Consider the following 21,107-nt stretch of genomic DNA (forward strand, 5'->3'; position numbering starts at 1 on the left):
GATCGAACCCATGCACCCCATCGCCGTCATCGACTTCGAAACCACCGGCCTGTCGCCGGCCATGGGCGACCGGGCCACCGAGATTGCCATCGTGGTGCTGGAGGGAACGAGGGTGACCGCGCGTTTCCAGTCGCTGATGAACGCTGGCGTGCGGATCTCGCCCTTCATCGAGGACTACACCGGCATCACGAACGAGATGGTGCGGGCAGCCCCGCCCGCTGCCGAAGTGATGGCCGAGGCCGCCCGCTTCGTGCAGGATGTCCCGCTGGTCGCGCACAACGCATCCTTCGACCAGCGCTTCTGGGCCGCGGAACTGGGAAGGCTGGGCCCCGATGCGCAGGCCGTGCCCGCGTTCGCCTGCACCATGCTGCTGTCGCGCCGGCTCTATCCCGATGCGGGCAGTTACCGGCTGGGCGCGCTCGCGTCCTTCCACGCGCTGCCCGCCGCCGGGCGGGCGCACCGCGCGCTGGCGGATGCCGAAGTGGCGGCCGCGCTGCTGTCCCGCATCCGGGCCGACATCCAGCAGCAGTACGCGGTCGAGGACGTCCCGCACGCCCTGCTGGTGAAGCTGCAGAAGTGCCAGCGCAAGGCCCTGCCCAAGGCGATCGAGGGCTACTTCGAGGGCTTGCGCGCCGCCGCGCGCGGCGCATGATCGACAATGGTCGCGCCCACAGCAAGGAGGCGCCATGTCCAATCACGTGTACAAGAGCCTGGAACTCACGGGGTCGTCCACCACCGGCATCGAGGATGCGGTGAACAACGCGATCGCCAAGGCCAACGAGACCGTCCGCAACATGCAGTGGTTCCAGGTGACCGAGACGCGCGGCCACATCCGCGACGGCAAGGTGGCCCACTGGCAGGTCACCCTGAAGGTCGGCTTCACCCTGGAGTAGCGGGCCGGCCTCAGTCCTTGGAGACGCGCACGCTCTCCAGCACCTGGCGGCACACCGGCTCCATCTCGGCCAGCGCAGGCTTGGACGGACCGAGCGCGCCGCAGCTGATGACGAGCCTGCTGTCCTTCAGGCAGACGATCAGGCTGCGCACGGCCATGAAGGCCGGCGGGTGCCTGCGCTCGTAGCGCACTTCGTAGGCAGCGCGCCCTTCGTGCTGGCGGGCGAAGACCTCCGTGACGCGCGCATCGGCGTCTTCCGCGGCCAGGTTCTGCAGCATGGTGCGGGCGCGCTCCGGCGCGCAGGCGGACGCCATGTCGTGCCGCAGCCGCCCGCGGCCGACCTGGAGGATGCCGGTAAGGCGCCCTCGCGTGCCGCGCAGTTCGGCCAGTGCCATCTCGTCGTCGACCTCCACCTTCCGCCAGTGGGAAGGATGGCTCACGCGCACCACGACGCCCTCGGACCCGGGCAAGCCCTGGCTGGTGAATTCCCGGGATTCCTGTGCGCCCGCCGGTTGCAGCATGGCGTAGAGGGCGGCGGCGAGCACGATTGCGCGGGCTGGGGCTGGGGCTTGCGAAGGCGTCGGGATCAAGTTCTGGGGGCGGTACGTTCTGCCTCGCGATTCTGCCCGACAGCAGCGTGCTCAGCGGCGCCGCCCAGGCTTCGCCCGCGCCCGCAGGGCGGCTTCGAGCGCGAGCCGCGCCCAGGGCTGCATCAACCGGGGCGAGTCCATGGCTTCGGGAGGGACGGTCCAGAAGCCGAGCGCCTGCCGCTTGCCACGCGCCTCGTACACGAAGCGCGCGCAGCCGGCCGCTTCGAAGCGGGGCTGCGTGAGTTCATCGACCTTCAGGTACAGCGTGTCGCCGGTGAGGATGCCGACGAACACCTCGTCGACATAGAGTCCGTAGCCGCCGAACATGCGCCTGGAATGCACCTGCCCTGCCGATGCGAGCAGCTCGCAGCAGTAGGTCGCGAATCCCGCCTGGACAGCCATGCTGCAGTGTAGGCTCTGGCCCAGGAGAGAAAAGACTTGGACGCAGCCCCTGCCATCGCCATCCGCGCCGCCGCCGTCGGCGACGTGCCCCTGATCCTCGGCTTCATCCGGGAACTCGCGATCTTCGAGAAGGCGGAACACGAGGTCACCGCCACCGAAGGCCACATCCGCCGCACGCTGTTCGGCGAGGACGCCCGGGCCCGCGCCCTGCTTTGCAGCGTCGACGGCACCGATGCCGGCTTCGCGGTGTACTTCTTCAACTACTCCACGTGGCAGGGCCGGCCGGGCCTCTACCTGGAAGACCTGTACGTCTCGCCCGCCTACCGCGACCAGGGCGCGGGCAAGGCGATGCTGCAGCATCTCGCGCGCCTGGCCGTGGCCAACGACTGCGGCCGCTTCGAGTGGAGCGTCCTGGACTGGAACGAACCGGCCATCCAGTTCTACCGTTCCATCGGCGCGGTCGCCATGGACGAATGGGTGCGCTATCGGCTCACGGGCGACGCGCTGGCGCGCTTCGCCGGCGTCAGCGAGACGGAGGCAGGCCCAGCGTCGGCACCAGCCCCTCGCAGAACGTCCGTTCCTCCCGCAGGATGAAGCGCTCGCGCTGCGCCAGCGCGAAGTTCTCGCGGCCTTCGGGGTCGGCCCGCAGGCGCGCGCGGTAGCTTTCGTAGGCCGCCAGGCTGTCGAAACCGATCAGGCCCCAGGCGATGTCGTTGCTGCCTTCGTGCGGCAGGAAGTAGCCGAGCAGGTGGCCGCCGCAGCGCGGGATGATGCGCGCCCAGTTGCGCGCATAGGCCGCGAAGGCTTCGCGCTGGAAGGGATCGATCTGGTAGCGGATGAAGCAGGTCAGTTGCATGGCGGTCTCCACGTGGCGGTGCTCCGCATGATCGGCCGCACGCGCTGCCCGATGCTTCGTTCGCGAACGAAGCATGTTCGCAAGCCCTGGTGCAAACTCCGCGCATGAACCCGAACCCGGTCGCCCGCATCGCCGCGCTCGTGGGCGATCCCGCCCGCGCCGGCATGCTGCTGGCGCTGATGGCGGGACGCGCGCTGACCGCGAAGGAACTCGCGACGGTGGCCCACATCACGCCGGCGACCGGCAGCCGGCACCTGTCGCTGCTGGTGGACGCCGGCCTGTTGCGGGTCAGCCAGCAGGGACGGCACCGCTACCACCAGCTCGCCTCGCCCGAGGTCGCGCGCCTGCTGGAAGGCATCATGCAGCTGGCCGTGACAGGCAGCACGGCCCCCGCGCTGTCCACCGGGCCGCGCGATCCGCGGATGCGCTTTGCCCGCACCTGCTACGACCACCTCGCCGGGCGCCTCGCCGTCGCCCTGGCGGACCGCCTGGTCGAAGAGCGCGCGGTCGTCATCGACGACGAGACGGCGGTACTGACGGACCGGGCACCCACCGTCCTCGCGTCGCTGGGCCTGGCCGACATCGCGCAAGCGCAGGGCAGCGGCAAGCGGCCCGACTGCCGGCCCTGCCTGGACTGGGGCGAGCGCCGCATGCACCTGGCCGGCCGGCTCGGCGCCCTGCTCTGCACGCACTGCCTGCAGCAGGGGTGGCTGCTGCAGAAGGCGGGCAGCCGCACGCTGGAACTCACGCCGAGCGGCGCAACGGCCTTGCGCGATTGGCTCGGCGTGCGGCGCTGGCAGGAACTGGCGCAGCCGGAAGCAGGACGCGGATAGTCCCCGCGCTCAGGCGGCGAGGAAGAGCGCCGGATCCACCATGGTGCGATTGAGCAGCACGCCCCAGTGCAGGTGCGGCCCCGTCGCGCGGCCCGTGGCGCCGACGGTGCCCAGCACCTCGCCGGTCCGCAGTGCATCTCCCGGCTTCACGCCGATGTCCTCGAGATGGCAGTACAGCGTGAGCAGGCCGCCCCCGTGGTCCAGCCAGACCGTGCGGCCGTTGAAGAAGTAGTCGCCGGTGTCGATCACCTGCGCCGCCAGCGGCGCCTGCACCGGCGTGCCGGTGGCAGCGGCGATGTCCATGCCCGCGTGCGGCGCCCGCGGCTGGCCGTTGAACACGCGGCGCAAGCCGAAGGAACTGGAGCGCGGCCCGGACACCGGAGCTTCCATTGCCAGCGCCTGCGTTTCGGCGGGCGCGGTGAAGGTCGCCATCACCTGCTGCTGGTGCTCGCGCTCGCGCGCGTGCCGCGCCTGGTCCTCGGGCGAGAGGTCCACCTGCCCGGGCGCGACCCGCAGCCGCTGTTCGAGGTACTTCTTGGGCCGCACCAGGTATTCCAGCGTGCGTTCGGCGCCCGCGGGCGGCACGACGCGGATCCGCGCAGCGCCCGGGCGCGCGGCCAGCGGAATGCCGACCACGGCCGTCCACGCCGCCGGGTCCCCGATGACGAGCAAGGGCAGCGTGCCCTGGTAGGCCGCCGGCCGCTCGGCCGACGCGCCCAGCGCGATCCGCGCGACGCCTCCGGGAACGCTGGACGCTTTCGGCAGCGCCTCGCCATCGGCTGCGCGCGCGCCGCAGCCGAGCGCCGCAAGTGCGAACAACAGGGAGCGGCGGGTGGAGTCCATCGAATGCGCGCCGGCTTCAGGCAGGATCAGCGCCGCGGAACTTCACCTTCACCGGCAAAGCGGGCTTCGCCCCCTGTTCCAGCATCCACTTCTGCGCGAACTCGGCCACCGTCTTTTCGGCGTTCGCCTGCTGCGCCCGCAGGTAGGCGGGCTCGGCGCCGCGCCGGGCAAGCTCCGGCCCGAGGTGCCGCACGACCGCCTCGCGATTGGGCGCGGCCGGCGGCGACAGCCAGCTCCTTTCGGTGGTCTGGATCTGCATGTCCTGCGTGTGGAAGGCCACCGGCACCTGCAGCTGCGGCTCGGGAACCGCCAGCTCGTAGTGGTCGCCGCGCGGCACCAGCTTCCATTCGGCGGCCAGCGGAATGCGGTAGACGAAGCGTGCGCGCACGCGGACGCGCGAGATGGTCGGCCCCAGCAGGTCCGGGCACTCCACGATCGGACAGGTGTAGCGCGAACTCCAGCCGAACTCCTCGACCTTCTCCAGCGCGCCGACTTCCAGGAAGCCCCCGGGCGTGCGCAGCAGCACGATGCGCGCGGGATCGAGCACGACCAGCGACTGCTCGTGCGGCGCACGCGCGAACCATGCCACCGCGATCAGGACCAGCACGCCGACGGCCAGACCCCAGCGCAGCGCGCCCTCATGCGATGCGCCCGAACCAGAGCACGGACAGCGCCGCCCCGGTCACCGCCAGCGCGGCCGCCACCAGGGCCAGCAGCGCCGTCACCTCGGTTTCGCGCGACAGCACCTGCATGCGCGAGCCGAGGTTGCCGTACACCGTGCGCAGCATTTCCGCCGTGCCCGCATGGTGGTACTCGCCGCCGGTCATGCGCGCCACTTCGCGCAGCGTCGGCTCGTCGAGCTGCAGGTAGATGGACATGCCGTCCATGGAGGCATCGCCGTTCACGGCGCCCAGGCCCACCACGTAGATCCGCACGCCGCGGTCCGCGGCCATCTTGGCGGCGTCCAGCGTGTCGATGCCGGTGGTGCGGCGGCCGTCGCTGAGCAGGATGATCGCGGCGGAATCGTAGGAACCCGGTGCGACCGGCGTGACCTGCTTCGGCGCAGCCTTGGCCTGGTCGTCCAGGCTGCGTCCCTGCTTCCTGCTGCCGAAGGTCATCGCGCCCACGTCGAGGCCGTGGTCGGGAAACAGCTCGGCCAAAGCCACCACGATCGCGTTGCCGATCGCGGTGGCCCGCTGCATCTGGAAACCGTCGATGGCCGTGACCAGGCTTTCCCGGTCCAGCGTGGCCGCCTGCGCCACCTGCGCAGTGCCGGCGAAGGTGACCAGGCCAACCTCCACGTTCTTCGGCAGCTCGCGCAGGAACAGCTTCGCCGCCTCCTGGGCGGCGGCCAGCCGCGTCGGCTTCACGTCGCTGACGCGCATGCTGAGCGACACGTCCATGGCCAGCATGATCGTGGTGCGCGCCCAGGGCAGCGGGATCCGCGCCGTGGGCCGCGCGGCGGCGAGCAGCAGCACGGCGCACGCCAGCAGCAGCAGCGCGGGCGGCAGGTGCCGGCGCCAGTTGCGCCGGTTGGCTTCACGCGCCACGCCCACGCTGCTGTAGCGCACCGCCGACTTCGCGCCGCGCCGCAGCAGCCACAGGTAGGCCGCCACCAGCAGGGGCAGCGCCAGCATCAACCAGAGATACTGCGGCCAGACGAAGGACATGGGCGGTGCGTCGCGGTCGGCGTGGAACGCGGCAGTCCCGCCCACGCCGGTCGGCCGGGCACGGGCTGCGCGCCCTAATGATGCATCTCGCGCGTCTGCGCGCGCAAGGCACTTGTGCGCGCCCGCATGCCGCGCGTGACGGCCGCCACGTACTCGGGTGGCAAGCTGGCCACGGGCATGGCCTGCACCCGCAGCGGCCTGCGCGGCGCCAGGACCTGCGGCTGTGCGAGGGGGACGACGGGTGGCGCGACCGGCTCCGGCTCGGCGATGGCCGGTTCGTCCTCGTCCCGCCGCACCAGCAGCCAGGTCGTCACCCCGGCGGCCACGCCGGCGATGCCGGCCAGCACGGCCACCATCGCCATCGCGGGCTGCCCTGCCATGGCCAGGCTCGCCGCCGCGAAGCCCACCAGGACCACGAAGGCGGCGATCAGCAGCAGGAAGGCGAGGCGCAGGCTGGTGGCGACTTGCATGGCGGTCTCCTTGCAGGGAAGGGATGCTAGCGTTGTGCCCCGCGAAGTGGGCACTGCGCGGCGGCCCATCCGGCGGGATGCGGCCTTGTCCTACGAAGGGCCACAGCGGCGCGCTGGCCTCCCGCTGGTCGGTGGAAGGCGGTTGCGTCCTACATGGCCCTCCCCGGGCCTGACCGACAGTAGTTCGGCCTTGACAGGGGGAAACCAAGCCATGAAAGAGAACCTGAGCATCCTCGAAGCCGTCGGCGGCGATGCGCGGGACAACGCAATGGAACGCATGATCCTGGCGCGCGAACTTCCCAAGCGGACCATCGCCCTGGTGCTGGCCGGCGGCCGCGGCTCCCGGCTGATGGACCTGACCGACCGCCGCGCCAAGCCGGCCGTGTACTTCGGCGGCAAGTTCCGCATCATCGACTTCGCGCTGTCCAACTGCCTCAATTCGGGCATCCGCCGCATCGGCGTGCTGACCCAGTACAAGTCGCACTCGCTGCTGCGCCACCTGCAGCGCGGCTGGAACTTCCTGCGCGGCGAGCACAACGAATTCATCGACCTGCTGCCGGCCCAGCAGCGCGTGGACGAGGCCTTCTGGTACCGCGGCACCGCCGACGCGATCTCGCAGAACATCGACATCCTGCGCGCCTACGGGCCGGAGTACATCCTGGTGCTGGCGGGCGACCACATCTACAAGCAGGACTACTCGCTGATGCTGCTCGACCACGTCGAGAGCGGCGCCAAGTGCACGGTGGGCTGCATCGAGGTGCCGCGCATGGAGGCGACCGCCCTGGGCGTGATGCACGTGGACCAGAACCGGCGCATCACCGACTTCCTGGAAAAGCCCAAGGACCCGCCCTCGATTCCCGGCAAGCCGGACAAGGCGCTGGGCAGCATGGGCATCTACGTGTTCGGCGCCGAGTACCTGTACAAGCTGCTCGAGGCGGACATGAACGACGACGCGTCCGAGCACGACTTCGGCAAGAACCTGATCCCGCGCATCGTGGCCGACGGCGGCGCGGTGGCGCACCCGCTGAACCTGTCCTCGGTGCCCGCCTCCACGCGGCACCGCCCCTACTGGCGCGACGTCGGCACGGTGGACGCGTTCTGGGCGGCCAACCTCGACCTCGCCTCCGACCTGCCGGAGCTGAACCTGTACGACCGCGACTGGCCGGTCTGGACCTACCAGGAGCAGCAGCTGCCGCCGGCGAAGTTCGTGCCGGACGAGCGCGGCCTGAACGGCGAGACCTCCAACGTGCTGATCTCCGGCGGCTGCATCGTGATGGGCTCCAACATCCGGCGCGCGGTGCTGTTCTCCAACGTGCGGGTGGAGTCCTGCTGCACCATCCACGAGGCGGTGGTCATGCCGGACACGGTGATCGGCCGCGGCTCGCGCCTGTACAAGGTGGTGATCGACCGCGGCTGCCAGATCCCAGAAGGCATGGTGATCGGCGAGGACGCCGAGGCGGACCGCAAGCGCTTCTTCCGCACCGACAACGGCGTGGTGCTGGTCACCAAGGAAATGCTCGACAAGCTCTGAGGTTCGCCATGCGGGGAGCCGGGCCGCGCGAGGTTTGGTACAACCTCATGTTCCCCGTCCACTCCCCGAATGAATCCCCAAGCCAGCCAACTCTGGACCGCCCCGCGCTGGGCCTTCGCCGTGCTGCTTGCCCTGCTGGGCATGCTCGGCCCGTTCTCCATCGACACCTACATCCCGGCCTTCTCCGGGATCGCGCAGAACCTGGGCGCCACGCCGGTGGAGATGCAGCAGACGCTGTCGGCCTATCTCTTCGGCTTCGCCTTCATGAACCTGTTCCACGGCGCGCTGGCGGACAGCTTCGGCCGGCGGCCGGTGGTGCTGTGGGGCATCGCGGTGTTCACGCTGGCGTCGGCCGGCTGCGCGCTGTCGCAGAGCATCGGCCAGCTGGTCCTGTTCCGCGCGCTGCAGGGGCTGTCCACCGGCGCGGGCTGGGTGGTGTCGCGCGCGGTGATCCGCGACATGTTCCCGCCGGACCAGGCGCAGAAGGTCATGAGCCAGGTGACCATCTACTTCGGCGTGGCACCGGCGATCGCGCCCATCATCGGCGGCTGGCTGTTCGTGCACGCGGGCTGGCACTCGATCTTCTGGTTCCTCACCGCGATCGGCGTGGCGCTGTGGGTGGCCAACTTCAAGCTGCTGCCCGAGACGCTGCACGAGACGCACCGCCAGGCCTTCAACGTGCGCAACCTGATGCGCGGCTACTGGCAGCTCGGCTCCAGCCCGCGCTTCTTGCTGCTGGCGCTGGCCAGCGGCATCCCCTTCAACGGCATGTTCCTCTACGTGCTGTCGGCGCCCGCTTTCCTGGGCGAGCACCTCGGGCTGGCGCCCACGCAGTTCTTCTGGTTCTTCCTGCTCACCATCAGCGGGATCATGGCCGGGTCCTTCGCCAGCGGCCGGCTGGCCGGGCGCATCCCGCCCAAGCTGCAGGTGCGCTGGGGCTTCATCGTGATGGTGATCGTGTCGCTGGGCAACGTGGCGGCCAACCTGCTGTTCCCGGCGCGCGTGTCCTGGGCGCTGGTCCCCATCATGCTGTTCTCGTTCGGGTGGGCGCTGATGGTGCCGGTGGTGACGCTGCTGGTGCTGGATCTCTACCCGGAGCGGCGCGGCATGGCCTCGTCGCTGCAGGCCTTCATCGGCTCCGCCGCCAACGGCATCGTGGCGGGTGCGATCGCGCCGCTGGTGATGCACTCCACGAAGCAGCTGGCGGTCGCGTCGCTGCTGATGATGAGCGTGGGGCTGTTCGCCTGGCTGTACGTGAAGAGGCGCTGGCCGGAGACGGAAGGGAAGCGCTGGCGTAAAAAAGAGCGGCCGCAGCCGCTCTTTTCTTTCAACGCCTTGGGTCCCCGCCTGCGCGGGGATGACGCTTTAGCGCGCCGGGCGTCCGCGGTTGCCGAAGTCCCGGCCGCCGCCGAAGCCGCCGTCGCGCGGGGCACCGAAGCCGCCGCCTTCACGGCGGTCGCCACCCCGGTTGCCGTCACGGCCACCGAAGGTCTTGGCGCCGAAGCCGGAGTGCTTGCCGTAGCCGTTGCTGTTCGGCGGGCGGCGGTCGCCCGGGCGGGCGGGCTTGCCGCCGAAGCCGGTGCGCGCCGGCGGGGGCGCGAAGCGCTGCTTGGGCTCCAGGCCGGGGATGGTCTCGGCGTTGAAGCGCTGCTTGCTGTAATGCTCGATGTCGCCGATCTTGCGGCGGTCGCGGAACTCGGCGAAGGTGATCGCCAGGCCGTCGCGGCCCGCGCGGCCGGTGCGGCCGATGCGGTGCGTGTAGTCCTCGCTCTTCATCGGCAGGCCGAAGTTGAACACGTGCGTGATCGTCGGCACGTCGATGCCGCGCGCGGCGACGTCGGTGGCCACCAGGATCTGCACCTGGCCGCGGCGCAGCGCCATCAGGCGGCGGTTGCGCAGGCCCTGCGACAGGGCGCCGTGCAGCGCCACGGCGCTGAAGCCCACCTGCTGCAGGTCCTCGGCGAGCGCGTCGCACTCGATCTGGGTGCTGGCGAACACGATGGCCTGGTCGATGCTGTTGTCACGCAGCCAGTGGTCCAGCAGCGCGCGCTTGTGCTGCGGGCTGTCGGCCCAGAACAGCACCTGCTTGATGTTGGCGTGCTTTTCCTGCGGCGAGTCGACCTGCACGCGCTGCGGCTGGCGCATCACGCGCTGGGCGAGCTGCTGGATGCGCGGCGCGAAGGTGGCGCTGAACATCATGGTCTGGTGGCGCGCGGCCGTCATCTGGTGCACCGCTTCCAGGTCCTCGGCGAAGCCCAGGTCGAGCATGCGGTCGGCTTCGTCGACCACCAGGAACTGCACCTTGTCCAGCTTGATCTGGCCGGAGCGCTGCAGGTCCAGCAGGCGGCCGGGCGTGGCGACCACGAGGTCGGCGTTCTGCAAGCGGGCGATCTGCATCTGGTAAGGCATGCCGCCCACCACGTTGGCGATGCGCAGGCCCTTGCAATGCTTCACGAGGTCGATGGCGTCGCTGCACACCTGCTGCGCGAGTTCGCGCGTGGGGCACAGCACCAGCGCGCCGGGCGTCGCCGCCTTGAAGGTGCGCGGGTTCAGCGGGTTCTTGCGCACGCGCTTGGGCGGCGTCTCGCCACGGGCGATGGCGTCGTCGTAGGCCTTCTTCTCGGCGGCTTCGGCGGCGGCCTGCTGGGCCAGCAGCGTGTGCAGCACGGGCAGCAGGAAGGCCGCGGTCTTGCCGCTGCCGGTCTGGCTGGAGACCATCAGGTCGTTGTAGGCCTGGCCGTCCACGTGTTCCTGCGCCATGGCCAGCCCGATGCACTGCGTCTGCACCGTGGTCGGCTGGGTGAAGCCCAGGTCGGCAACGGCGGCCAGCAGTTCGGGAGCCAGGCCCAGCACGGCAAAGCCATTGGGCACCGGGGCGGCGTTCACCGTCGAAGCGGCATCGGCCACGAAAGTGGCGTCGGCCACGGGGAGTCTTGAATGAAATCGGTCATGAAAAATCCACGCGACGCTGCCCAGGGCGGGCGCGCCGTCATTGAAATGGTTGGTGAACATCAACCATTCCAACGACAAACAGGCCTGGGGCCTGCGGCCCAATTTGCTTCGCGAGAAGCGGGCCAGTGCGAGAAGGCGGATGCGCGATTCAGCTGCCGTGTAGCAGCAAGCCCGCGATTATGACAGGTTTCGGGTTTTCCCGCACCTGGTCATCTTTCCAGGTGGCTGGGGGCTGTCGAAGGCACCCCAACGGGCCTCACCCGAGCTTCAGGAAATGCTCCCGGTAGTGCGCAAGCTCATCGATCGACTCGTGCACGTCCGCCAGCGCCGTGTGCAGCTGCTTCTTCTTGAAGGAGGAATACACCTCGGGCTTCCAGCGCCGGGCCAGCTCCTTGAGCGTGCTCACGTCCAGGTTGCGGTAATGGAACCAGCCTTCCAGCGCCGGCATGTACTTCACCAGGAAGCGCCGGTCCTGGCCGATCGTGTTGCCGCACATGGGGCTGCCCTGCTTGGGCACGAACCGGGTCACGAAGTCGAGGATCTGCCGCTCCGCTTCCGCTTCGGTGACGGTGGAGGCGCGCACCTTGTCGGTCAGGCCGCTCTTGCCGTGCGTGCCCTTGTTCCAGGAATCCATCAGGTCCAGCTGCGCGTCGCTCTGGTGGATGGCGATCGCGGGTCCCTCGATGCGCGGCTCGAGGTTCGGGCCGGTGACCACCACGGCGATCTCGATGATGCGGTCGCTCCGGGTCCAGTCCGGTCATTTCACAGTCGAGCCACACGAGGTTCTGGTCGCTCTTGGCCAGCGTGGCGGGAGGGGAAGCGGTCGGTTCTGCCATGCGGGCATTGTCGCCGATGGCCTACCATTGCAGGCATGGACCCCTCCTCCTCCCTCACCCTCGCCTTTGCCGTTTTCCTCGTGGCAAGCCTGGTGGTGAAGTTCTGGCTGGCCAGCCGCCAGGTGCGCTATGTCGCCACCCACCGCGATGCGGTCCCGGCGCCCTTCAACGGCATCGTGTCGCTGCCGGCCCACCAGAAGGCGGCCGACTACACCATCGCGAAGGGCCGCCTGGGCATCCTCGAAACCGCGGTGGCCGCCGCCGTCCTGCTCGCGTGGACGCTGCTGGGCGGACTCGACGCCTTGAACCAGGCGCTGGTGCAGCGGCTGGGCACCGGCATGTGGCAGCAGCTCGCGCTGCTGGCCAGCGTCTCGGTGATCGGCGGCGTGATCGACCTGCCCTTCAGCCTGTACCAGACCTTCGTGATCGAGCAGCGCTTCGGCTTCAACAAGATGACCTGGAAGCTGTGGCTGAGCGACTTCGTCAAGTCGGCACTGCTCGGCGTCGCGCTGGGCCTGCCGCTCGCCTGGGTGATCCTGTGGCTGATGAACGCCGCCGGCGAGCAGTGGTGGATCTGGGCCTGGGGCGTGACCTCGCTGTTCCTGCTGTTCGTGCAGTTCATCTTCCCGATCTTCATCGCGCCGCTGTTCAACAAGTTCGAGCCGCTGCAGGACGAGGTGCTGAAGGACCGCATCTCCCGCCTGATGCAGCGCTGCGGCTTCGTCGCCAAGGGCTTCTTCGTCATGGACGGCAGCAAGCGCAGCGCCCATGCCAACGCCTACTTCACCGGCTTCGGCGCCAGCAAGCGCGTGGTCTTCTACGACACGCTGATCGCGCGGCTGTCGCCCGACGAGGTCGACGCGGTGCTGGCGCACGAGCTCGGCCACTTCCGCCTCAAGCACATCATGAAGCGGATCATCGCCACCTATGTCCTGAGCTTCGTCGCCTTCGCGGTCCTGGGCTGGCTGTCCAGCCGCGTCTGGTTCTACACCGGCCTGGGCGTGCGTCCCAACCTGGAAGGGCCCAACGACGCGCTGGCGCTGCTGCTGTTCATGCTGGCCGTGCCGGTGTTCAGCTTCTTCATCTCGCCGCTGATGGCGCAGTTCTCGCGCAAGCACGAATTCGAGGCCGATGCCTTCGCCGCCACCCAGACCAGCGGCCAGCACCTGGGCAGCGCGCTGCTGAAGCTGTACGAGGACAACGCCTCCACGCTCACGCCCGACCCGGTGTTCGTCAAGTTCTACTACTCGCACCCGCCGGCGTCCGAGCGCCTTGCGCGCCTGCAGGCAGCCACATGACGCCCACGCTGAAGAAGCGCGACTGGTCGCAGCTGCAGCGCCGGGCGCTCACGCCCACCGAGATCGTCAAGCGGCTGGCCGACCTGCCCGGATGGAAGCTCAGTGGCGACGGCGCCGAGGTAGCGATCGAGAAGACCTTCCGCTTCGCGGACTACCACGAGACCATCGCCTTTGTGAACGCGCTGGCCTTCGTGGCCCACGCGCTCGACCACCACCCCGACCTGTCGGTGCACTACCAGCATTGCGTCGTGCGCTTCCGCACGCACGCGGTGCAGGGCATCTCCGAAACCGACTTCGAATGCGCGGCGCGGGCCGACGCCCTGCTCGCATGAGGATCCCCACGCTTGGCTGATACGGAAAGCACGAAACCTGGCCTGGTGGTGGCCGCGCATGGCCGCCATTGCCTGGTGGAGTCGCCCGACGGCAGCCGCACCCGCTGCCATGCCAAGGGCAAGAAGAACGAGACGGTGGTGGGCGACCGCGTGCTGTGGCGCGCCAGCGGCGACGAAGGCGTGATCGCCGGCGTGCAGGAGCGGCGCAACCTGTTCTACCGGCAGGACGAGATCCGCACCAAGTCCTTCGCCGCCAACCTGGACCGCGTGCTGGTGCTGATCGCCGCGGAGCCCGAGTTCTCCGAGATGCAACTGGCCCGCGCGCTGATCGCAGCGGAGGCCGAGGGCATCGAGCCCCTGATCGCGCTGAACAAGAGCGACCTGGTGGAGCCCTTCGAGCGCGCCTGGGCCCGCCTGCTGCCCTACCAGCACATGGGCTACGGCGTGCTGCCGCTGTCGCTGCGCCTGTCCAAGGACGTGGACCGCGAGCACCTGCTGCAGCACCTGCGCGGCAAGACCACGCTGGTGCTGGGCCCCTCGGGCGCCGGCAAGAGCACCTTGATCAACCTGCTGGTGCCCCAGGCGCAGGCGCTGACCGGCGAGATCTCGCAGGCACTGAACTCCGGCAAGCACACGACCACCGCGACCACCTGGTACTGGGTGGATGCCGAACGGACCACCGGCCTGATCGATTCGCCCGGCTTCCAGGAGTTCGGGCTGCACCACGTCGACCGCATGCAGCTCGCCGCGCTGATGCCCGACTTCAAGCCGCACGTGGCCGACTGCAAGTTCTACAACTGCACGCACCTGCACGAACCGGGCTGCGGCGTGATGGCGAACGTGACCGACCTGCCGGGCGCGCCGGCCGGGAAGATCGAGCCCAGCCGTTACCGGATCTACCGCACGCTGTTCGAAGAACTCTCGCAGACCCGTTATTGAGGACTTGCACCTTTTCCCGCCGACCTCATCTAAGGGGAGGAGGTGCCGATCACTCATGAGCCAGCTGCACGTCGTCTGCCCGCATTGCCACACGACCAACCGCATCCAGTCCGCGGACCTTGCCAAGGCACCCGACTGCGGCAGTTGCCACCAGGCACTCTTCACCGGCCAGCCGGTGAACCTCAGCGCCACCGAATTCGAACGCCACATCACCCGCAGCCAGCTGCCGGTGCTGGTGGACTTCTGGGCCCCGTGGTGCGGGCCGTGCCGCATGATGGCGCCGGCCTTCGAACAGGCGGCGCAGCAGCTGGAGCCGCGCGTGCAACTGGTCAAGGTGAACACCGATGAAGCGCAGGGACTGGGCGCGCAGCTGAACATCCGCAGCATCCCGACCATCGCCTTGTTCGTGGGCGGCCGGGAGGTGGCGCGGCAGGCCGGCGCGATGGGCGCCGCGGACATCGTGCGCTGGGCGCAGTCGCAGCTCAGTCGGGCGGCGACCACCGCCTGAAGCGGGTCACCCGAGCAGCCGCGCCAGCGTCAGCAGCGCCAGCAGCACCATCCACAGCACCACCGAGCGCCATACCAGGCCGACGATGCTGCGCAGGTGCGCGGTCTCGGCCTCCCGGCCGGGCGTGCTCGCCGTATCGGTGGCGGGCTCCGAGCCCAGGCCGGCGGCCTGGAAGCTGCCGGGCGAGGTCGGCGCGAACACCGGCTTGAGCGCTTCGCCGCCCAGCCGCACGTTCACCGCACCGGAGGTCGCGGCCAGGATCACGCCGTCGTTGTCGTTGGGGAAGCGCTCCGCGTAGTTGCGCCAGCAATCGATCGCTTCCTCGAAGCTGCCGACCACGGCGAAGGCGACGGCCGTGAAGCGCGCCGGCAGCCAGTCCACCGCGGTCCATGCCCTGGCGGCCGCCGAGCGCAGCGCCTCGCTGGCGGGCTGCACCTGCATGTGGTTGCGGTGGCGCCAGTAGCGGCCCACGAATTCGGCCATGCGATACAGCACCGCGCCGGCCGGCCCGAGCCCGAAGGCGGCGAGGATGGAGAACCAGGCCAGCACCCCGAACACGTGGCGGTGCGCGGCCAGCACCGAATACTCGATCACGTGCCGCACGATCTCGCTGCGCGGCAGCTCGCTCGCGTCCACGCGCTGCCACTGGGCGAGCAGCTGGCGCGCCTTGGCCTCGTCGCCGGCTTCCAGCGCGTCGCGGATGTCGGTGAAGTGGTGGCTGAACTGGCGGAAGCCCAGCGTGATGTAAAGCACGATCACGCTCCACACCATGGCCGCCGGCCAGCCCGACGAAATAGGCCAGCAGCCAGTGCACGCCGAGCGCCAGCAGCGAGGGAGCGACCACCGCCAGCACCCAGGAGATCCAGCCGTGCTGCGGCTTGCCGGCGTCGAAATTGCTGCTCACCCAGCGTGCCCACACGCGCAGCCCCGAGTGGATCGGGTTGTGCGGTCCCAGTGGACGCACCTGTTCGATCAACAGGGCGAACAGGATCGCGAAGAAGGACATGGAGGAATGATAGCCGCGCCCCCGCGCGCCGACTCAGGCCGCGAGGAAACGGTAGAAATTGCGCAACATCGCCGCCGTCGCGCCCCAGATGAAGCGCTCCTGCCCGTCCTGCACGTAGGGCATGGAGAACCACTCGCGCCGGGTGCCGCTGAACTCGATGGCGTGGCGGCGGTGGTGGGCGGGGTTCATCAGGAAGTCCAGCGGGACCTCGAAGGCATCCGCCACTTCGTGCGCGTTCAGCGCCAGCCGGTAGTCCGGCCGCACCAGCGCGATCACCGGCGTGATGATGAACATGGTGCCGGTCTTGTAGGTCGGCATGTCGCCGATCACTTCCGCCAGCGTGCGCTCCAGGCCGATTTCCTCGTGCGCCTCGCGCAGCGCCGTGTCGGCGGCGTCGCGGTCGGTGTCGTCGCACTTGCCGCCCGGGAATGCGACCTGGCCGGAATGGGTGCTCAGGTGCGCGGTGCGCTGCGTGAGCAGCACGGTCGGGCGCTCGCGCATCACGATGGGCACCAGCACCGCCGCCTGCGAGGTCTGGCGGTTGGTGAAGCGCGGCTCCGACCAGATCTCCGGCTCCCAGGCCGGCGGCTGCGCGAAGCGGCTGCGCAGCGCGTGCGGCGCCAGCTGCGACGGGTCCACGGCCGGCAGGTGCGCGTCGATGCCGATCACCGGCACTTCGCGCGGGTCGAAGTTCGGCAGCTTGGACAGCGGCGTGTCGGGCGGGATGGCGGCGGAGGGGTCGATCGGCATGGCGGTGCTGGAACGAAAAACCGCCGCGAGCACGAGGCCGGCGGCGGCTTTTTCGCGAGCTCGCTGGGCAGCTTACTCGGCGGCGACAGCGGCCTTCTCGCGGTGGGCCAGCTTTTCCTTGATGCGGGCAGACTTGCCGGAACGCTCGCGCAGGTAGTACAGCTTGGCGCGGCGCACGTCGCCGCGGCGCTTGACTTCGATGCCGGCGATCAGCGGGCTGTAGGTCTGGAAGGTCCGCTCGACGCCTTCGCCGCTGGAGATCTTGCGCACGGTGAACGCGCTGTTCAGGCCGCGGTTGCGCTTGGCGATCACCACGCCTTCGTAGGCCTGCGCGCGCTTGCGGCTGCCTTCGACGACGTTCACGGAAACGATCACGGTGTCGCCGGGGGCGAAATCGGGGATCTTCTTGCCCAGGCGGGCGATTTCCTCTTGTTCGAGGGTCTGGATCAGGTTCATGGCTACCTCTGGGATCTTGCCCGCGCTGCGCTAAAGGTCCTGGCTTCGCACTGTGCCAACTGGGTTGGCGGCGGCTTGGACGGCCGGGTAGAGGATCGGAAAGCCCGGGATTATAGCCCGGAGAGGAAATCCTCGTCCGCCCGGGTCAGGCGGCCGGCCCGGCGGGCGGCGGCGATCAGGTCCGGGCGGTGCTGCGCCGTGATCGCCAGCCGCTGCTGGCGGCGCCAGTCGGCGATCCGCGCGTGGTGGCCGGACATCAGCGCCTCGGGCACCTTCAGGCCGTTCCACTCCTCGGGCCGGGTGTAATGCGGGCAATCGAGCAGGCCGTCGAGGGCGGGGTTGAAGCTGTCTTCCTGGTGGCTGCCGGCGTCGTTCAGCACGCCCGGCTGCAGCCGCGCCACCGCGTCCAGCAGCGCCATCGCGGCGACCTCGCCGCCGGAGAGGACGAAGTCGCCCAGGCTCGCTGCAGGTCCACGTGCGTCTCGATGAAGCGCTGGTCGATGCCCTCGTAGCGGCCGCAGACCAGGATCGCCCCGGCGCTGGCCGACCAGCGCTCCACGCCGGCGTGGTCCAGGCGCTCGCCGATCGGGGAGAACAGGACCACGGGCGCGCTGTCGGCGCGGTCGGCCTTCACCGCCGCCAGGCAGCGCGCCAGCGGCTCGGCCATCATCACCATGCCGGGGCCGCCGCCGAAGGGACGGTCGTCCACCCGGCGGTAGTTGCCCTCGGCGAAATCGCGCAGGTTCCACAGGCGCACGTCTACCTGTTTGGTCTCGTAGGCGCGGCGGGTCACGCCGGCGGCCAGGAAGGGAGGGAACAGCTCGGGGAACAGCGTGAGGACGTCGAAACGCATGGGAGACGGAAATCTAGCCGGCTGCCTGCATGGGGGCTCGCAGCCCTCGCCTGCGAGAGGCCCAGGCTTCCAGGGTGTAGTGCGACAGGGCCGCGAGCGCCACGCTGAGCGAAAGGCCGATGATCATCACCTCGCCCCAGGTGTGGCGCACCCGCAGGTACAGGAAGACGGGGAAGTGCCAAAGGTAGATGCCGTAGGACATCTTGCCCAGCCACACCAGCACCGGCCGCGACAACATCAACGACAACTGGGAGGAAGGTCGCTGCACGGCGAGCACCACTGCGGCGGCTGCCAGTTCCACCAGGGAGAAGCCCCACATCTGCATCCACAGGTCGCGCCACATGTACTGCAGGCAGACAATGGCGGCCACCGGCAGCCACAGCAGCCACGGCAGCGCCTGCTGCAGGCCGTCGCGCCAGGCGGGATCGCGCAGGGCGACGGCGAGCCAGGAGCCCAGGAGCAGCCCCGACAGGTGCGTGTCGGTACGGTAGTAGACCTGCTCCCAGCTCTGGCCCTTGATGGTGCATACCCAGCGCAGCATCGACGCCAGCAGGTAAGCGACGGCCAGCACGGGCACGAGGGAGCCGCCTTTCCACCGCCGGTAGGCGAAGACGAGCACCAGCGGCCACAACAGGTAGAAGTGCATCTCCACCGACAAGGACCATGTGTGGCTCAGCTGCCGGGGCACACCCCAGAACGCGGCGCTGTAATCGGAGACATAGAGCGCCGCAAGCAGCGCCTGGAGACCGTGGTTCGCGACCTCCGGCCAGGCCAGCGGCGCAAGGAGGAGATACACGGCCAGCATCGCCAGCAGCGGCGGAGTGAGGCGCCAGAAACGACGGCGCCAGAAGCTGGCCAGCGCCACGCGGCCCGTCGCATCGAGTTCGGCCAGCAGCAGCGAGGTGATGAGGAAGCCGCTGAGGACGAAGAAGATGTCCACCCCGATGTAGCCGCCGAGTGCCATCGGCGCCCGCGTATGGAACATGGCCACCAGCAAGATGGCGAAGGCGCGCATTCCGTCCAGCGCCGGGTTGTATGTCATGGCCGGATGCTGCCCAACTTGCGCTGCCTTGTCGAGGTTGGGCCAGGCGGAGTGTCGCTAATAGTCCGCCTGCCAGTCCACCGTGATCAGGCGCCCGGGCAGGTCCACGCGGTCGACGTAGGCGCCGACGAAGGGAACCATGCGCTCCAGCGCCTTGCCGTCCTCTTCGTACTCCAGCACCAGCACGGTCTGCGGGCCGGTCGCCAGCAACTCCTTGACCTTCCCCAGCTTCACGCCTTCGCGGTTGACGACCTCCAGGCCCAGCAGGTCGACCCAGTAGTACTCGTCTTCCGAGGCGGTGGGAAAGGAGGAACGCGGGATGAAGATGCGGCAGCCCCGCAGCGCTTCCGCGCCGCTGCGGTCTTCCACGCCGTCGACGCGGGCGACGACGGAATCGGAATGCTCTTTCGCTTCGCGCACGCGCAGCAGCACCGTGCCGGCAAAGGCTTGCGGGCCTTTTTCCGACGCCTGCAGGTACCAGCGCTTGGAAGAAAACAGCGCCTGCGGATCGGCGCTGTGGGGAGGACCTTCAGCCAGCCCTTGACCCCCATGCATCGAGGATGCGCCCGACTTCGATGGCATCGGCGGGAAGTTCCGCCGGTTCGATGTCCGCTGGCAGCGGTGTCGCTGCCGGACGGCCGGGCGCGGCCACGGGAGCTTAGGCGGCGGCTTGGGCCGGGGCCTGGGCGGCGGAGTCCTTCAGCAGGCGCTCCACCGTCGGGGACGCCTGCGCGCCCACGCCACGCCAGTAGGTCAGGCGGTCCTGCGCGACGCGCAGCTTTTCCTCGCCGTCCTTGGCGACCGGGTTGTAGAAGCCCAGGCGCTCGATGAAGCGGCCGTCGCGTCGCACGCGCTTGTCCGCGACGACGATGTTGTAGAACGGACGGTGCTTGGCACCGCCACGGGAGAGTCGAATGACGACCATGATTTATCCTTCGGGTGGATCAGCTGGTCCCCACGGGGGCTGCAGCAAGATTCTCGAGATTGTTCTTCCGGCGTTGAGACACGCGACTGGCCACCCGGCCAGCGACACGCCGAAAAGCCCGCGATTATAACTTCTTCTGCCTTTATGCTCTCCCTGCGCTCGAGCACCGACGCCGACATCCCGGCGATCACCGCGATCTATGCCCACCACGTGACCCACGGCACGGGCACCTTCGAGACCACTCCCCTCGGAATCCGACATGGCGGCGCGGCGCGCCGACGTGCTGGCCAAGGGCCTGCCCTACCTGGTGGCGGAGAGCTGGACGGCCGGGTGCTGGGCTTCGCCTACTGCCAGTGGTTCAAGCCCCGGCCCGCCTACCGTTTTTCCGCCGAGGACTCGATCTACCTGGACCCCGATGCCGCCGGCCAGCGCATCGGCAACAAGCTCTTGTCCGAGCTGGCCCGGCAGGCCGAGGCGGCCGGCGTGCGCAAGCTGATCGCCGTCATCGGCGACTCGAGCAACGCGCGTTCGATCGGCGTGCACCGCGCCGTGGGCTTCCGGCACGTCGGCACCATCGAGTCTTCCGGATGGAAGTTCGGACGCTGGCTGGACATCGTGCTGATGGACAAGTTCCTGGGCGAAGGCAACCGCACGCCCCCGGAGCGGCTGCCCGAATGAAAAGCAAGACCCTCGCCGCCTGGCTGGCCTTCCTCGGCGGGCCGCTGGGCCTGCACCGCTTCTACCTGCGCGGCATCGGCGACGTCGTGGGCTGGCTGCTGCCCATCCCCACCGCGCTGGGCCTGTACGGGATCGAGCGGGTGCAGCAGTACGGGCAGGACGACACCCTGAGCTGGCTGCTGGTGCCGCTGCTGGGCATGACGGTCGCGGCCTGCTGCCTCACGGCCATCGTCTACGGCCTCACCACGCGCGAGAAGTGGAACGCCCGCTTCAATCCCGGCGGGCCCGAGGACGCGGAAGCCGGCGGCACCCGCTGGGCCACGATCTTCGCGATCGTGCTGTCGCTGATGATCGGCGCCGGCGTGCTGATGGCCAGCATCGCCTTCAGCTTCCAGCGCTACTTCGAGTACCAGGTCGAGGAAGGCCGGCGGATCTCGCAGTGACG

22 protein-coding genes and 6 pseudogenes are annotated in these 21,107 nt (G+C 69.4%); 12 read left to right on the forward strand and 16 right to left on the reverse strand.

Annotated features, from left to right (window positions below):
- The first annotated feature begins 10 nt into the window (after window positions 1-10).
- The gene (locus HK415_RS12465; protein ID WP_171559678.1) at window positions 11-652 is read left to right on the forward strand and encodes a 3'-5' exonuclease; all 642 of its coding nucleotides are present in this window, start codon (window positions 11-13) and stop codon (window positions 650-652) included.
- 34 nt (window positions 653-686) lie between these two features.
- Window positions 687-893 (forward strand): dodecin, encoded by a 207-nt coding sequence (locus HK415_RS12470; RefSeq protein WP_171559681.1) that lies wholly within the window; start codon window positions 687-689, stop codon window positions 891-893.
- A gap of 10 nt (window positions 894-903) precedes the next feature.
- Here the strand turns inward: HK415_RS12470 and HK415_RS12475 are convergent, their stop codons facing one another.
- Together HK415_RS12475 and HK415_RS12480 are read right to left on the reverse strand one after the other, a co-directional pair.
- The gene (locus HK415_RS12475) at window positions 904-1,437 is read right to left on the reverse strand and encodes a hypothetical protein (protein WP_171559685.1); all 534 of its coding nucleotides are present in this window, start codon (window positions 1,435-1,437) and stop codon (window positions 904-906) included.
- A 96-nt stretch (window positions 1,438-1,533) separates the two neighbouring features.
- A complete protein-coding gene (locus tag HK415_RS12480; RefSeq protein ID WP_171559689.1) occupies window positions 1,534-1,884 on the reverse strand; it encodes a TfoX/Sxy family protein in 351 nt (116 codons plus the stop codon).
- A 36-nt stretch (window positions 1,885-1,920) separates the two neighbouring features.
- Between HK415_RS12480 and HK415_RS12485 the strand changes: the two genes are divergently transcribed.
- A complete protein-coding gene (locus HK415_RS12485; protein ID WP_216369789.1) occupies window positions 1,921-2,478 on the forward strand; it encodes a GNAT family N-acetyltransferase in 558 nt (185 codons plus the stop codon).
- Here HK415_RS12485 and HK415_RS12490 read toward each other — a convergent pair.
- Window positions 2,408-2,740 (reverse strand): NIPSNAP family protein, encoded by a 333-nt coding sequence (locus HK415_RS12490; protein ID WP_171559711.1) that lies wholly within the window; start codon window positions 2,738-2,740, stop codon window positions 2,408-2,410. The genes HK415_RS12485 and HK415_RS12490 overlap by 71 nt on opposite strands.
- Window positions 2,741-2,844: 104 nt before the next feature.
- Here HK415_RS12490 and HK415_RS12495 point away from each other — a divergent pair, with 104 nt between their 5' ends.
- The gene (locus HK415_RS12495; RefSeq protein WP_171559714.1) at window positions 2,845-3,573 is read left to right on the forward strand and encodes an ArsR/SmtB family transcription factor; all 729 of its coding nucleotides are present in this window, start codon (window positions 2,845-2,847) and stop codon (window positions 3,571-3,573) included.
- A 9-nt stretch (window positions 3,574-3,582) separates the two neighbouring features.
- On the opposite strand, the gene HK415_RS12500 is transcribed toward HK415_RS12495, so the two are convergent.
- The 4 genes from HK415_RS12500 to HK415_RS12515 form a co-directional block, all read right to left on the reverse strand.
- Window positions 3,583-4,416 (reverse strand): M23 family metallopeptidase, encoded by an 834-nt coding sequence (locus HK415_RS12500; RefSeq protein WP_171559716.1) that lies wholly within the window; start codon window positions 4,414-4,416, stop codon window positions 3,583-3,585.
- Between the two features lie 16 nt (window positions 4,417-4,432).
- The gene (locus HK415_RS12505; RefSeq protein WP_171559718.1) at window positions 4,433-5,023 is read right to left on the reverse strand and encodes a hypothetical protein; all 591 of its coding nucleotides are present in this window, start codon (window positions 5,021-5,023) and stop codon (window positions 4,433-4,435) included.
- Window positions 5,024-5,054: 31 nt separating this feature from the next.
- Window positions 5,055-6,086, reverse strand: coding sequence for a VWA domain-containing protein (locus HK415_RS12510; protein ID WP_171559721.1), 1,032 nt, complete (start codon window positions 6,084-6,086; stop codon window positions 5,055-5,057).
- 74 nt (window positions 6,087-6,160) lie between these two features.
- Window positions 6,161-6,556 carry a hypothetical protein gene (locus HK415_RS12515; protein ID WP_171559725.1) on the reverse strand — a complete coding sequence of 132 codons (396 nt, stop codon included), beginning with the start codon at window positions 6,554-6,556 and terminating at the stop codon, window positions 6,161-6,163.
- Window positions 6,557-6,824: 268 nt separating this feature from the next.
- On the opposite strand from HK415_RS12515, the gene glgC reads away from it, so the two are divergent.
- On the forward strand, window positions 6,825-8,087 hold the full coding sequence (glgC, locus tag HK415_RS12520; RefSeq protein WP_373684652.1) for a glucose-1-phosphate adenylyltransferase: 1,263 nt from the start codon (window positions 6,825-6,827) through the stop codon (window positions 8,085-8,087).
- A gap of 69 nt (window positions 8,088-8,156) precedes the next feature.
- Window positions 8,157-9,362: pseudogene (locus HK415_RS12525) on the forward strand (multidrug effflux MFS transporter); the annotation flags it as partial.
- Between the two features lie 90 nt (window positions 9,363-9,452).
- On the opposite strand, the gene HK415_RS12530 reads toward HK415_RS12525, so the two are convergent.
- Together HK415_RS12530 and orn are read right to left on the reverse strand one after the other, a co-directional pair.
- Window positions 9,453-11,099 (reverse strand): DEAD/DEAH box helicase, encoded by a 1,647-nt coding sequence (locus HK415_RS12530; RefSeq protein ID WP_171563391.1) that lies wholly within the window; start codon window positions 11,097-11,099, stop codon window positions 9,453-9,455.
- A 196-nt stretch (window positions 11,100-11,295) separates the two neighbouring features.
- Window positions 11,296-11,875: pseudogene (orn, locus tag HK415_RS12535) on the reverse strand (oligoribonuclease).
- A 35-nt stretch (window positions 11,876-11,910) separates the two neighbouring features.
- On the opposite strand from orn, the gene HK415_RS12540 reads away from it, so the two are divergent.
- From HK415_RS12540 to trxC, 4 genes are read left to right on the forward strand one after another with little or no spacing between them, the layout of a single operon-like run.
- On the forward strand, window positions 11,911-13,173 hold the full coding sequence (locus tag HK415_RS12540; protein WP_171559729.1) for a M48 family metallopeptidase: 1,263 nt from the start codon (window positions 11,911-11,913) through the stop codon (window positions 13,171-13,173).
- On the forward strand, window positions 13,170-13,505 hold the full coding sequence (locus HK415_RS12545) for a 4a-hydroxytetrahydrobiopterin dehydratase (protein ID WP_171559732.1): 336 nt from the start codon (window positions 13,170-13,172) through the stop codon (window positions 13,503-13,505). Before HK415_RS12540 ends, HK415_RS12545 begins: the two co-directional genes overlap by 4 nt.
- A gap of 12 nt (window positions 13,506-13,517) precedes the next feature.
- Complete coding sequence (gene rsgA, locus HK415_RS12550; RefSeq protein ID WP_171559736.1) at window positions 13,518-14,444, forward strand: ribosome small subunit-dependent GTPase A; 927 nt, start codon at window positions 13,518-13,520, stop codon at window positions 14,442-14,444.
- Between the two features lie 55 nt (window positions 14,445-14,499).
- The gene (trxC, locus tag HK415_RS12555; protein ID WP_171559739.1) at window positions 14,500-14,952 is read left to right on the forward strand and encodes a thioredoxin TrxC; all 453 of its coding nucleotides are present in this window, start codon (window positions 14,500-14,502) and stop codon (window positions 14,950-14,952) included.
- A 6-nt stretch (window positions 14,953-14,958) separates the two neighbouring features.
- On the opposite strand, the pseudogene HK415_RS12560 reads toward trxC, so the two are convergent.
- From HK415_RS12560 to rpsP, 7 genes and pseudogenes are all read right to left on the reverse strand, one after another.
- Window positions 14,959-15,958, reverse strand: a pseudogene (locus HK415_RS12560) (CobD/CbiB family protein).
- A 33-nt stretch (window positions 15,959-15,991) separates the two neighbouring features.
- Complete coding sequence (locus HK415_RS12565; protein ID WP_171559743.1) at window positions 15,992-16,708, reverse strand: CoA pyrophosphatase; 717 nt, start codon at window positions 16,706-16,708, stop codon at window positions 15,992-15,994.
- Window positions 16,709-16,780: 72 nt separating this feature from the next.
- The gene (gene rplS / locus HK415_RS12570; RefSeq protein ID WP_171559746.1) at window positions 16,781-17,164 is read right to left on the reverse strand and encodes a 50S ribosomal protein L19; all 384 of its coding nucleotides are present in this window, start codon (window positions 17,162-17,164) and stop codon (window positions 16,781-16,783) included.
- A 110-nt stretch (window positions 17,165-17,274) separates the two neighbouring features.
- A pseudogene (gene trmD / locus HK415_RS12575) lies at window positions 17,275-18,017 on the reverse strand (tRNA (guanosine(37)-N1)-methyltransferase TrmD).
- Between the two features lie 13 nt (window positions 18,018-18,030).
- Window positions 18,031-19,059 carry an acyltransferase family protein gene (locus HK415_RS12580; RefSeq protein WP_171559749.1) on the reverse strand — a complete coding sequence of 343 codons (1,029 nt, stop codon included), beginning with the start codon at window positions 19,057-19,059 and terminating at the stop codon, window positions 18,031-18,033.
- A 57-nt stretch (window positions 19,060-19,116) separates the two neighbouring features.
- A pseudogene (rimM, locus tag HK415_RS12585) lies at window positions 19,117-19,678 on the reverse strand (ribosome maturation factor RimM).
- Window positions 19,679-19,717: 39 nt separating this feature from the next.
- On the reverse strand, window positions 19,718-19,984 hold the full coding sequence (rpsP, locus tag HK415_RS12590) for a 30S ribosomal protein S16 (RefSeq protein WP_171559752.1): 267 nt from the start codon (window positions 19,982-19,984) through the stop codon (window positions 19,718-19,720).
- A 144-nt stretch (window positions 19,985-20,128) separates the two neighbouring features.
- Between rpsP and HK415_RS12595 the strand changes: the two are divergent.
- Both HK415_RS12595 and HK415_RS12600 read left to right on the forward strand, forming a co-directional pair.
- Window positions 20,129-20,662 (forward strand): annotated as a pseudogene (locus HK415_RS12595) (GNAT family N-acetyltransferase).
- Window positions 20,659-21,105 (forward strand): NINE protein, encoded by a 447-nt coding sequence (locus HK415_RS12600; RefSeq protein WP_171559755.1) that lies wholly within the window; start codon window positions 20,659-20,661, stop codon window positions 21,103-21,105. Before HK415_RS12595 ends, HK415_RS12600 begins: the two are co-directional and overlap by 4 nt.
- The last annotated feature ends 2 nt before the right edge of the window (window positions 21,106-21,107 follow it).

This window comes from Ramlibacter montanisoli (genome assembly GCF_013087525.1).
Lineage (GTDB): Bacteria > Pseudomonadota > Gammaproteobacteria > Burkholderiales > Burkholderiaceae_C > Ramlibacter > Ramlibacter montanisoli.

Excerpts from the sequence above, each read along its gene's own strand:
- HK415_RS12530 (WP_171563391.1), bottom strand. The coding sequence starts at position 11,099 with ATGTTCACCAACCATTTCAATGACGGCGCGCCCGCCCTGGGCAGCGTC.
- rpsP (WP_171559752.1), bottom strand. The coding sequence starts at position 19,984 with ATGGTCGTCATTCGACTCTCCCGTGGCGGTGCCAAGCACCGTCCGTTC.
- glgC (WP_373684652.1), top strand. The coding sequence starts at position 6,825 with ATGGAACGCATGATCCTGGCGCGCGAACTTCCCAAGCGGACCATCGCC.
- HK415_RS12470 (WP_171559681.1), top strand. The coding sequence starts at position 687 with ATGTCCAATCACGTGTACAAGAGCCTGGAACTCACGGGGTCGTCCACC.
- HK415_RS12565 (WP_171559743.1), bottom strand. The coding sequence starts at position 16,708 with ATGCCGATCGACCCCTCCGCCGCCATCCCGCCCGACACGCCGCTGTCC.
- HK415_RS12490 (WP_171559711.1), bottom strand. The coding sequence starts at position 2,740 with ATGCAACTGACCTGCTTCATCCGCTACCAGATCGATCCCTTCCAGCGC.
- trxC (WP_171559739.1), top strand. The coding sequence starts at position 14,500 with ATGAGCCAGCTGCACGTCGTCTGCCCGCATTGCCACACGACCAACCGC.
- HK415_RS12500 (WP_171559716.1), bottom strand. The coding sequence starts at position 4,416 with ATGGACTCCACCCGCCGCTCCCTGTTGTTCGCACTTGCGGCGCTCGGC.
- HK415_RS12600 (WP_171559755.1), top strand. The coding sequence starts at position 20,659 with ATGAAAAGCAAGACCCTCGCCGCCTGGCTGGCCTTCCTCGGCGGGCCG.
- rplS (WP_171559746.1), bottom strand. The coding sequence starts at position 17,164 with ATGAACCTGATCCAGACCCTCGAACAAGAGGAAATCGCCCGCCTGGGC.
- HK415_RS12580 (WP_171559749.1), bottom strand. The coding sequence starts at position 19,059 with ATGACATACAACCCGGCGCTGGACGGAATGCGCGCCTTCGCCATCTTG.
- HK415_RS12480 (WP_171559689.1), bottom strand. The coding sequence starts at position 1,884 with ATGGCTGTCCAGGCGGGATTCGCGACCTACTGCTGCGAGCTGCTCGCA.
- HK415_RS12545 (WP_171559732.1), top strand. The coding sequence starts at position 13,170 with ATGACGCCCACGCTGAAGAAGCGCGACTGGTCGCAGCTGCAGCGCCGG.
- HK415_RS12510 (WP_171559721.1), bottom strand. The coding sequence starts at position 6,086 with ATGTCCTTCGTCTGGCCGCAGTATCTCTGGTTGATGCTGGCGCTGCCC.
- HK415_RS12515 (WP_171559725.1), bottom strand. The coding sequence starts at position 6,556 with ATGCAAGTCGCCACCAGCCTGCGCCTCGCCTTCCTGCTGCTGATCGCC.
- HK415_RS12465 (WP_171559678.1), top strand. The coding sequence starts at position 11 with ATGCACCCCATCGCCGTCATCGACTTCGAAACCACCGGCCTGTCGCCG.
- HK415_RS12540 (WP_171559729.1), top strand. The coding sequence starts at position 11,911 with ATGGACCCCTCCTCCTCCCTCACCCTCGCCTTTGCCGTTTTCCTCGTG.
- HK415_RS12495 (WP_171559714.1), top strand. The coding sequence starts at position 2,845 with ATGAACCCGAACCCGGTCGCCCGCATCGCCGCGCTCGTGGGCGATCCC.